Annotated in this window: 11 protein-coding genes and 1 pseudogene; 9 read left to right on the top strand and 3 right to left on the bottom strand. The window is 40.9% G+C overall.

Going from position 1 to position 10,866, the window contains the following annotated elements:
• The coding region (locus H6G75_RS23920; protein WP_397332614.1) for an NACHT domain-containing protein at positions 1–953 on the top strand (953 nt) is incomplete at its 5' end.
• 285 nt (positions 954–1,238) lie between these two features.
• Here the strand turns inward: H6G75_RS23920 and H6G75_RS33160 are convergent.
• Both H6G75_RS33160 and H6G75_RS33155 read right to left on the bottom strand, forming a co-directional pair.
• Positions 1,239–1,661 (bottom strand): annotated as a pseudogene (locus H6G75_RS33160) (transposase family protein); the annotation flags it as partial.
• Positions 1,662–1,676: 15 nt separating this feature from the next.
• Positions 1,677–2,132 carry a transposase family protein gene (locus H6G75_RS33155; protein ID WP_242051627.1) on the bottom strand — a complete coding sequence of 152 codons (456 nt, stop codon included), beginning with the start codon at positions 2,130–2,132 and terminating at the stop codon, positions 1,677–1,679.
• Positions 2,133–2,423: 291 nt separating this feature from the next.
• Here H6G75_RS33155 and H6G75_RS23910 point away from each other — a divergent pair, with 291 nt between their 5' ends.
• The 4 genes from H6G75_RS23910 to H6G75_RS23895 all read left to right on the top strand — a co-directional run bounded on the left by H6G75_RS23910 (position 2,424) and on the right by H6G75_RS23895 (position 5,904).
• A complete protein-coding gene (locus H6G75_RS23910; protein WP_190982434.1) occupies positions 2,424–2,729 on the top strand; it encodes a P-II family nitrogen regulator in 306 nt (101 codons plus the stop codon).
• 438 nt (positions 2,730–3,167) lie between these two features.
• Positions 3,168–3,446 carry an RNA-binding protein gene (locus H6G75_RS23905; RefSeq protein ID WP_190982433.1) on the top strand — a complete coding sequence of 93 codons (279 nt, stop codon included), beginning with the start codon at positions 3,168–3,170 and terminating at the stop codon, positions 3,444–3,446.
• 690 nt (positions 3,447–4,136) lie between these two features.
• Positions 4,137–4,688, top strand: coding sequence for a pentapeptide repeat-containing protein (locus tag H6G75_RS23900; RefSeq protein ID WP_190982432.1), 552 nt, complete (start codon positions 4,137–4,139; stop codon positions 4,686–4,688).
• A 385-nt stretch (positions 4,689–5,073) separates the two neighbouring features.
• A complete protein-coding gene (locus tag H6G75_RS23895) occupies positions 5,074–5,904 on the top strand; it encodes a fatty acid desaturase (RefSeq protein ID WP_190982437.1) in 831 nt (276 codons plus the stop codon).
• 406 nt (positions 5,905–6,310) lie between these two features.
• Here H6G75_RS23895 and H6G75_RS23885 read toward each other — a convergent pair whose 3' ends face one another.
• Positions 6,311–6,889, bottom strand: coding sequence for a hypothetical protein (locus tag H6G75_RS23885; protein ID WP_190982430.1), 579 nt, complete (start codon positions 6,887–6,889; stop codon positions 6,311–6,313).
• A gap of 199 nt (positions 6,890–7,088) precedes the next feature.
• Here H6G75_RS23885 and H6G75_RS23880 point away from each other — a divergent pair, with 199 nt between their 5' ends.
• From H6G75_RS23880 to H6G75_RS23865, 4 genes are all read left to right on the top strand, one after another.
• Positions 7,089–8,726 (top strand): ATP-binding protein, encoded by a 1,638-nt coding sequence (locus H6G75_RS23880; RefSeq protein ID WP_190982429.1) that lies wholly within the window; start codon positions 7,089–7,091, stop codon positions 8,724–8,726.
• 124 nt (positions 8,727–8,850) lie between these two features.
• Positions 8,851–9,417: a DUF192 domain-containing protein gene (locus H6G75_RS23875; RefSeq protein ID WP_190982428.1), complete on the top strand. Its 567-nt coding sequence runs from the start codon at positions 8,851–8,853 to the stop codon at positions 9,415–9,417.
• Between the two features lie 372 nt (positions 9,418–9,789).
• Positions 9,790–10,416 (top strand): hypothetical protein, encoded by a 627-nt coding sequence (locus H6G75_RS23870; protein WP_190982427.1) that lies wholly within the window; start codon positions 9,790–9,792, stop codon positions 10,414–10,416.
• 94 nt (positions 10,417–10,510) lie between these two features.
• Entirely contained in the window at positions 10,511–10,846 is a 336-nt protein-coding gene (locus H6G75_RS23865) for a hypothetical protein (protein WP_190982426.1), read from the top strand.
• Positions 10,847–10,866: the final 20 nt, after the last annotated feature.

Raw genomic sequence — 10,866 nt, 5'->3', positions numbered from 1 at the left:
GTGACTATATTCGCAATCTCTCTGAGGTGGCAATGGAACCAGAGGAACTGCAATTAGAAAGTGAAGCGGTACTCAAGTCCATAGAAGCCCAACATGGGCTACTGACAGAACGGGCGCGGGGAATTTTCTCCTTCTCTTATTTGGTGTTTCAAGAATACTTCACGGCGAGAAAAATCGTTGCCAGCCATAACCTACAGGCATTAGAACAAGCTCTGACAGGATTAGTCAGTCACATCACTGACCCTCACTGGCGCGAAATCTTCTTGTTGACAGCTGCCATGCTTCGCAGTGCCGACGGGCTGGTGCAGTTGATGAAGCAACACATTGACGCACTAGTTGCCCAAGACCCTTACCTCCAAGAATTTTTGACTTGGGCAAGCCAAAAATCTCTGACTACCCCGTCGCCACCAAAAGTTGCGAGTACCCGTGCATTTTACCTTGCCCTGGCTCGGCATCCTCACATAGCTTCTCACTTTACCCTAGCCTGCACCCTCGACCAGGGAATGCTTCTGGATGCCGTATTAGATAACTTGCTGCTGGAATGTGCGATCGACCGCAGCCAAGATTTTGCCTATGCTCACGCCTGTGGAGATGCTCTCTCGAACATTCTGAGCATTGTTTTGGATGCTGGACTCCATAAATCCTTGCAACAACTTCAGGAGCAATTGCCGAACCCTAATCAAAACCAAGAAAAATTTCAGGTATGGTGGCACGCACACTCTTCAGCTTGGATTGAACAATTAAAAATGACGATCGTTAATTATCGTAATATTAATCACCATTGGCAATTTAGTCAACAACAACAGCAAGTGCTGCAACGCTACTATGATGCTAATCAGCTATTGCTCGATTGCTTAAATAGCAATTGTGAGGTGACATCTGCGATTAGGCAAGAAATTGAAGCAACTTTATTGCTGCCTCAAAAGGAACTTGAAGATAGGGAATGGCAATAAGCATTGAGATGAAAAATAAATGTCCCTGGGGAAGTTTCCCACAGGGCACAAAAACAGCAAACTTAATGCATATCAATCGAATTAGCTAAAATTTACAAACAGGCGATCGCACAACCAGAGAATAGACTTGTCCGAAAACTCCAAAGCCAGACTGTTCAAAGCTTTGAGACCCAACTTTGATATATGCGTCAAAACGTAATTACAAGAGGTTGAGATAGTTACTGTTAGTTTAGAGGCATAAAAAATGGCTCCCTTTTTTCAGATTTTCCTGACTATTCTTAGTAGCTAAGTTTGCAGAATCAAACTACCAATTCTCAGCCTAACCAACCCAAAAACTGTTAATATAACCTGCTCATAAGTCTCAAGATTTAACCGAAATCTCTCTCGATCAATCCGAAATATTTTGAGCAAACGTATTAAATGCTCAATAAATATCCGATTACTAGACAAAGCTTTGTTTTCATCTTTTTGCTGTTGAGTCAGTTCTCGTTTCGGTTTTCTTTTATGAGGCGTAGTGATTTTTTCGCCACCTTGAAATCCCTTATCACCTGAAAAAGGTTGAGATTTATCAAATTTTTGCTGAGATTGACGAAACAATTTTATATCTGCTGTTGGCCCAGGAACGCCAACTTCTACCTCAACAATATCTTTTCCTTCAGGCATACCAATCATTTGGCTTTTCAAAGTATGTTGTCTTTTCTTACCAGAAAAATATTTTTGTTGTTATTTTTGGTCAGAATGTCTATATATTGGCTGTTCCAGGCTATCGACCAATAGCCTAAAATTAGTTAACACTTCTTGAACAAATAGTAAATCGCTCTCATTCTTTGAGACTTGTTCTAATAAACTGGAGGGTAAGATATCTCTCAGAATTGGTATCCAGTCGTGAAATGTATCATTAGCCTCCGTTTTGGAAACCCCAAACATCATTCCTAATACTTGAAATGTTGGCATTTGTCTTAGATAATATAAGCATAAACAGACTTGCTCACTTATTGACAACTTGGTTGGGCGACCTCCTCCAGAGGCATTGATTCTAATTTTTTGACTCTCTTGTTTCACTTTAATTTCTTGGTATCGCTTTTCGGCACATCTTAACAGTGAATGCAGTTGTTCATAACTAATGCCTAAAATTTGTTTTGTCCGGTGTGGATATTTCTCGATATAATCAAAAACCATAACTAATTCTGAAAAATGGTAGGCGCTCAATTTAACGTTTTACCATTTTTCTTTTCCTAAATTAATATTTCGGACAAGTCTAGTCAATAAAAGAAACATACATCAGTCCTCAGATCAACCTTAATCGTACAAGTACTCATAACTGTAGACAGACGACAGTGGCAAAATACCCAACTAAGGTGAAAGTGTATTCAATGAAATTTTCATGACTTTTAATATGATATTGAGCCGAGATATCACCAATGGTTAAATGAGTGTAGAGTAAAACTGAATACAAAAGTGGAGTTTCTTATGTCACGCGAAGCCACCCCAATTCAATCCGCCGTTCTGGTCACTATTATCGGTGAAACGGTACTCAAAGATAGCATTGTCCAATTACTGAAAAGCCACAATGTCAGTGGTTACACCATCGTTCAAGTGCAGGGTGAAGGTGGTCACGGCAAACGCTTAGGAGACATGGTAGGCTACAACACTAATATTGAAATCAAAACAATTGTGTCGCCAGAAATATCTGATACTATTTTCTTGGCACTCAAAGAGCATCATGGCAAGCACGGCTTAATCGCTTTTCGACAAAAAGTAGAAGCCTTGTATTGATTGTTAAAAGTCAGTTTGAGAAAATTAAAAATCCACCGTGAAAGCTGTCTCCTTGGCATTGAAACTACTGCTAATAAAAAATTCAACATCTAAAAAATTTGTAGCTTAATGGTTCTAATTATCAACCTAGTTTAAATGCTTGGGTAAGGTAATCCGATCGCAACCCAGCAAACTAATACACCTATACCTTAAAGATGATATTCATGCTACATCTTCAGGTTTCACTTCATACCTTTTCGTTTATATATTGGCTGACCTAGCCTGGAGAAAATTTCCAGACGAAGCGAGAATTAGTTTTTTAAGTGCGATCGAGTATTTTATGCTAAGATTGAATTAACGAGAATTATTTTCGGCTACGTGACTAAGCATTAGACACTGTGCCATAGACATCTTTCCGGATCTAAATCTCTACACCCAAGTAGATCTGGGAGGTATTATATGTCAGTTTATGTAGGGAATCTATCTGATGAGGTCAAAGCAGACGATCTCAAGCGGATATTTTTAGAATATGGAATTGTTAAACAAGTTCATGTACCTACGAACCAGAAAACTGGTAATAACAGAGGATTTGCTGTTGTAGAAATGGAAACATGTGACGAAGAAATTTTGGCAATTCAGATGCTCAGAGGCATTGAATGGATGGGGCGTATCCTCATAGCTAATAGAGCTAGAATTGAGTTAGAAAACGCTGTGCCATTTGTAGCAAACTTTAGCTAGAAGCACTTACTTTTTTGATATTTCCAGCTAGAATTTACAAGAATGTAGCAGCGCAGTAAAAAATAGGAGATGCTACTGTTGTGGGCGGTTTCCTATTAACGTGAGGTTAAAATGTCTTTTGTTTTGTTTTAATTCCTCTAGTTGTCTCACCTAGCTTTGCCCGTTTTGTCGCTACAGAATTACGATCGCAGCCACTTGAAAAAAAGACATAGTTAAATGCTTAAAAGCTTTAGGGATTAAAAATCGAGAGATTTTAAACTTGAAGTGCAAAGAAAATCTATGGATTCAACGGTAAATTGCTACGTTTTCCCGTGAAGTTCAGCCGAATTTTAACAAAAAAAGGTTAGAGAAATGCAAGTTTTATTGAATAAGTCTCTTTGATCGCTGGAGCACGATCCAACTGGAAGCAGCCAAGAAAATATAGCCATATATACTAGGTAATCTATCCTGAGTAAGTCTGCTTGCCCTTGTTGCTCATACATTTTGCTCCCTCATATAGATTCGGAAGGAATTTACTAGCGTTGCACTCACTGTTACCAATAAATGCCAGTTTATCAACCGTCACATAGCGAGCGCCATGACCAACCAGCTCAAGACTTGTAAGCAGTGCAACTGGCTTTAGGCTGAGATAATAACCTGTAACAAAATCAATTACAACACAGTTTGACAAGTTGTTAGGAGAAAAAAGATATGGATGCTCAAGAACTTTTAAAACGATACGCAGCAGGAGAACGTGATTTTAGCAACGTGAACCTGGTTCATGCATGTTTAACTAATGCAAATCTGGTTGGGACGCACTTAGATGGAGCGCACTTGATTGAAGCAAACTTAAGGGGGGCAGATTTGACTGCTGCACATCTAAGTCAAGCAAAACTGAATCAGGTGACCCTGGCTGATGCAAACATGATTGAAGTCTGCCTGATGAGTGCAGAATTGATTGATGTCGATTTGAGTGGGGCAAACTTGACTAATGCTAATTTAAGTGGAGCAGACTTAAGCGGTGTCAAACTAGGTGGAGCAAACTTAAATGGGGCAGATTTAAGTCATACAGATTTGAGGGGAGCAGATTTAAGGGGAGCAGATTTGAGCGGAGCTAATTTAAAGGAGGCAAAGCTAGACGGAGCAGATTTAGATGGGGCATATCTAGAGAATGCAGACCTCAGTGGAGCAGACATTGAAGCAGCAAATATGAGGAGAACGGGCTGGGTTGAAGCAAACGAACCTGAGTGCACGCTCGGTTGATTGAATTGATTAACCCTGTTTTGTCACTCTGGGAAAAGAAAAATCAAAGCCAAATTTTGAACTGTAGATAGAACGGGCATTTGAGTTTTTATTTTCTAACACAATGGCTGAAATCATGGTTTTTTGCTAAAAGTCTTATGCTATAAAGATTCCAGATTATTCTCTCCCGAAAGTGATAAAAGAGGGTTAGACCTGCTGTAGTTGTCGTCACGCTAAACAGCCTAAAGTTGTGAAGATAGTGTGTATTGTACTTAACATTCCAATACTTTGTTTGTAGTCCTCTACTTTAGCAGTACAGCTACTTCAAACTCTAGGCGGACACGAGCGGTAAAATACCTGGCTAGGATGAGACACATAAGTAATAAGTAAGGTTTTCATGACGAATATGATTGAAACTGACCGTTCTCACGGTCAGCCACTCGTATTAAATTGGACGAGTATAACGTTTTTTGCAGCGGTGCACGCGCTAGCTTTACTAGCACCCTGGTTTTTCTCCTGGTCGGCTCTAGGAGTAGCAATCTTCCTTCACTGGTTATTTGGCAGTATTGGCATTTGCTTAGGGTATCATCGATTGCTGACCCACCGTAGTTTGCACGTTCCTAAGGGATTGGAATACGCGATCGCCCTAATCGGTTCGCTAGCGTTGCAAGGTGGTCCGATTTTTTGGGTGGCAGGGCATCGCAGACATCATACATACACTGAAGACATTGACAAAGATCCCTACTCTGCAAAACGCGGTTTTTGGTGGAGCCATATGGGTTGGCTACTGTACAAACGCCCAGAGTTTTTTAAGTACGAATCGAACCGGAAGTTTGCACCAGATCTAGCAAAAGATGCATTTTACCGTTGGCTTGATCGCTACTTTCTACTGCTGCAAATCCCCCTCGGAGTTGGGCTATACCTACTTGGTGGTTGGTCATTTGTTATCTATGGATTATTCGTAAGAGCAGTCTTACTCTGGCACAGCACTTGGCTAATCAACTCTGCAAGTCACATCACCGGCTACCGCAGCCATGACTCAGATGATAATTCTCGCAACCTGTGGTGGGCAGCGATTCTCACCTATGGAGAAGGCTGGCACAATAACCATCATGCCTATCCCAACGTGGCAAAAGCGGGCTGGAAATGGTGGGAGATTGATATGACTTGGTGGGCGATTATGAGCCTGAAGCAACTAAGATTAGCGCAAAGAATTGTTCTACCACCAACCGCCTAATAAGTCCATGCCAATTTCCCTTCCTTTCACTTCATCAAACCACCCATCCAGATTTTTGCCGCGGATATTAATGAGGTAGCGATTGAAAAAGCTCGCATCGGTATTTACAAGCTCAGCCAAATCGCAATACCTAAACAAAATTAATTACGCATTCTCTATGCTGTTCCCTGTCCCCTGCCTTCACCCGTAACTTTAATTTTGCCTAACCACTTAGGATTGGGCTTTACGAAGCGCCTGGCGTTGACTGGGGATTCTTCTAACTCCCGAAAAAATGGGCGAACCGGGAGTTATAAATGGGTTACAAACACTTATCAAAAATTAGGAAATTGGTAAATCAATCAGCAGTCTTATTGACTGCTGGTTCATGTTTATAAATACTATTTTTATTGAATACTTTTTCACATTCTTAGTTCCTTCTCTCGCTAAGATAGCTTTGGCGGTAATCACTTTTCTTTAATCTGGAAGCTTGACGTGCAGACCACTGACGCATAGGAGTAACTTTCTCTACATGAAGTAGCTTCTGGCGATAAGTATTATTATCTGTTAGTTGAGCGATCGCACCAGCAATAAATCGAGCGCAGCGTTCTGGCTGAGACGAAACTTGTTCTTCTGCAAACCGGATAACCAGCCAGTTTGCATCGGCAAAACACTTGTTTCTATAATCATCATCGCCAATACAGTGAGTAGGCTTCCCAGTCGCAAATGAGATAGGCTCATCAACCTCCAAGTCTATGTGTAAGCCAGTATTTGGTTCAATGATCAGAAAATCAGCCGTAAATGGTAATCGATGCCCTGGTGGAAACATCACCTGCTGAGGAGAAACAATTTCACCAAAATAATGTTTGAGAACATTTTCAAACATCCCCTCACTTGCCCCGATTGGTGCATCTCCTTGCCCAGACGAAAAAACTAAAGGGGTAAACTGTTTTTTCTCTTGAACTAACTCTGGAATAACAACAATTGGATATTCCGGTGTCTTGGCCATAACTGAAAATCGAAAAACTTGGAAAATCAGAACTCTTGGCAATTATCTAAATTCACAACACCATTACACAATCAACAAAATACTGAAAAGAAACCAACTTTTTTCTATTTTTTTGGATTTAGAAATTAGAAAATTATCAGTTATCGTACAGCATCTCTTCTAGATAAGATTGCTTCTGATTACGCTACAAGCAACTAAGATGAAGTCTAGCTTTGAGTATCTAGAAGACCTGCTTGCGGACAATTATCCAATCATCGCCTGTGAATCCCCCCTCCAAGAACGTCACCGCTTCCTCATTCGTATTACTACTTCCTGTCAGCAAGTAGGTAAAAAAGTCTATATATGGAATTTAAGCGAGGACAGTATTAAAGAATTAGTCGTCAGCACCGAAAGTAATCTTATTTTTCAAGAGTTTCTTGACTATAAACCTTCCATCAAACAAAAGACAGAAGATTATTTTCAAGTACTCAATTTTTGGAGGGTTTATTCTGGCACTGGAGTATTAATCGTTGAGAATATTTTTCCTTGGTTACAAGAAAGCATAACTAAAGATACTGAATTTGTTCTTCTATCAGAATGGATTAAGTCGTCGCTAGTTAATCTAAAATTTCATACAAACAATAGTGATAAGACTACCATTTTACTAGGAGCCAATGCTGATATAGCAAGCGAAATAGCAGCAGAAATACCCCTTTGGAGTCAAGAATTACCAGATACACAGGAAATAATTGCTAGTTTAATTAGCAGTAATTTATTTCCTTTAATTTATACAGAACAAGACTATTTAGAAATTGCTAACGCTAGTGCTGGTTTGTATATTTCTGATATTATTTCTTGCCTAACCGATATTAGAAAAAATCATGACTTAGGAAATTCCAGTGAGATAGCAAAGCTTCTACTAGCAAAAAAAATTCAATTGCTCAATCGCTTGTATGACATCGAATTCTTACCTCCACCAAAAGTCGAACTTGGTGGGTTAGAACTCATGCAGCAGTCATTCAAAAAGTTCAAGCGATTGCTTACGCCGCGTGCCAAACAATACAATCTGCGCGTACCCAAGGGAATTATGCTTGTGGGGCCACCGGGGACGGGAAAATCACACTCAGCAAAAGCCTGTTCCCAGAATATGGGTATTTCCCTCATCATGGTCGATTGGGGCAACTTTAGAAGTTTTGGCAACCAAGCAGAAATGAAACTCAAACGCTTGTTGCGACTGGCAGATAGGCTCAACCAAGTAATTTTGTATTTCGACGACTTTGATAAAGGCTTCGCCGGGGATGATGACCTCGCCAAACGGCTGGCTGGGCAGCTGTTGACGTGGATGCAAGAACGCACGTCAGATGTACTGGTCATCGCATCAGTTAACCGCATGGAATGGCTGCCACCCGAACTCACCCGTGCTGGACGGTTTGACTATTTATTTAAAGTAGACCTGCCCAATAATGGGGAAAGATATAGTATCTTCAAACTGCACGCTGCCCGATTTGACGAACGTTTTCGCAATGGCGGCGACCCCTGGAGTGAAGAACAGTGGCGCAGAATTCTTAAAGCCACCAATCGCTGTGTAGGTGCAGAAATCCAGACAATTGTAGAACGCGCCGCTAGTAGCATATTCTGCGAAACCATAACAGAAGATACCTACTTAGAAAGCCAACTCCCCACACTTGAACTAACAATCGAGGCATTACTAGAAGAACGCCGTCAGATTAACCCGCTTGCCATCCGCGAAGCTGATAGAGTCGAGTCGATGCGTAATAAAGCTGACCAACAAGCTTTACCTAGTAGCCCCCTCGATGAAAGCAAATTTGCTGTTGGCAACATTGATATTTTCAGCTAGCACACCTCATAAATCAATTCAAAGTTTCATCATGTTTGGACGAAAGCAAATGTAACCAAAACATTTCAACAGTTCATAATGCTTGCCATTTCTAACCACTTTACTACCTTATTTAGCTAAAACTATGGAAGTTACAAGACAAACTGCTCAAACCAACATTCAAACTAAACAAGCACAAAATCCAGAAAAAAGCCTATTTTACCAATTCATCAAATTTATCAAATTTGTTGGGCCAATTGCTGGTTTTACTGCTGCCCTCTCACCCCTACCGCTATACTTTTGGACTCGCCAGCCCCAGTATTTACCTATTGGCGCAACCTTTACCAGTAACAATCAAACAGTTCAACTCGAATTAGCTAACGATAGAAAAGAATATGCCCACGGTCTCAAATTTCGTAATTCGATTCCTGAAAATCACGGAATGTTGTTTGTCCTCGACAAACCTGAAAAAGTTAAACTTTGGATGAAAGATACGTATATTCCTTTAGATATGATATTCCTGCGAGATGGAGTTATCAAATCAATCGTAGAAGCAGCTCCCCCTTGCAAAACCAAAACCTGTCCTAAGTACGATTCAGTCTATCCTGTTAACCAGGTGATTGAACTACCTGCTAACAGTACCAAAACCCTCAATCTCAAAGTAGGTAAGAAAATCCAACTCGATTTCAACACAAATATAATGCAGAATTAGTTGACAGAGAGTTTATCCATCACAACAACCTAGCGGTAAACAACCGTAATTACACTACCTCATATATCAATGTTTGACCCCCGATATAAGCTATATCGGGGGTCAAACATTATGAAATAAATCACTGATTTAATTGTTGGAACTTGTCAAGCAAATTTGTCTGAGTTTTCATTGAATGATTTACTGAAAAACATAGTGTCTAAAAATAGAAAATTTTTAGATGATTTCACGGTTATTAATCCCATAAAATAATTTCACAAGTGAGAAGTTGGAGCAGATATTTACTCCAATCAAAACTTAGGTAAAAAGCAGTAATTCAGCCTTAATTACCCCTACAAAGTTTCATCCACTAATTTCTGAAATAATCTTTTTATGAGAACAGACTACGAATCTGATTTTGGCAGCGATAGCGAAGCGCTGCTGCGAAGCGCAGATCGCGTTCCTTCCTACGAAGAATACGGATACCCCGCTTCCACCCGCCGCAAAAAGCGCAACTGGAAAGAAAACGCCAGCATCGCCGGACTAATGGCTGTTGGTACTGGCTTGATGATTGCAGATATTTCACTCCACCACATGGTGATGGCATCACTCGCGTTTGGAACTGGCATCGTAGCGTTACTACCCAAGGAAGCAAACTTGCTACTTTCCAACTTTGAGAAATGGCAGCGCAAGTATGGCATCAATATTTATACTGTCCTGTTTTGCTTGGTAGGTGTAGTATTTATGTTGGACATTGCCACTGCACCTGCAAACGCCCAGTTCATGCAAAACGCAGAGGACTTCTTCACAGAATACTTTACTGGTGTCAATGAAGATATTATTAGGTACGTATTTGCGGTACTGCGCGGTTTGTTCCTAATTTACCTGGGTATTGGTCTTATTAGAGTCGTTCAAGCAGCCAGAAACGACGAAGATTGGCAAACGATCGCCCGTACACCAATTATCGTTGCCCTCACAGTTGTAGTCGGAGACTTGCTTGCAGGACTGGTAACAGGCTGATACGTCACTCGTCAAAAAAGCCACCACGAGTGGCACACTTCCACAAGTGCCACTCATCAAGATTTCAAAAACTGACTTTTGCCTTTGGTAAATAATGGCCAGAGAACGGGAATTTCGTACTGTCAACCGCGTATTAGGAGAACAGCCACGCCTTGGGCCATTCCCCGCCGACCAAATTGTTCCCTGGAGTGCGATCGCTCTCATCTCTTACATGGTAGTCAAGGGTTTTATGCAAGCTTCCTGGCTGGCAACCGGAATGGTAACTGCTTGGGGATGGGCAACTTGGTGGACGGTAAGTTCCAACAAAGCCTTCTTCGGTAAGTTTGTCGGCACGCCCCGCATTACCCGTGGCTATAAACCTTTTGTTTCTCTCGTTAATCCTCTACAACCTCAATCCCAGAAAAAGCACCAGCTGAAAAAACGCAGATAAAGTTCCTCAAGTAAAAAATA

It is taken from the genome of Nostoc sp. FACHB-280, assembly GCF_014697615.1.
In the GTDB taxonomy this organism is placed as follows: Bacteria; Cyanobacteriota; Cyanobacteriia; order Cyanobacteriales; family Nostocaceae; genus Nostoc_B.
Note: the sequence above shows the minus strand (reverse complement) of the source record. Positions and strands in the feature narration are given on the sequence as shown.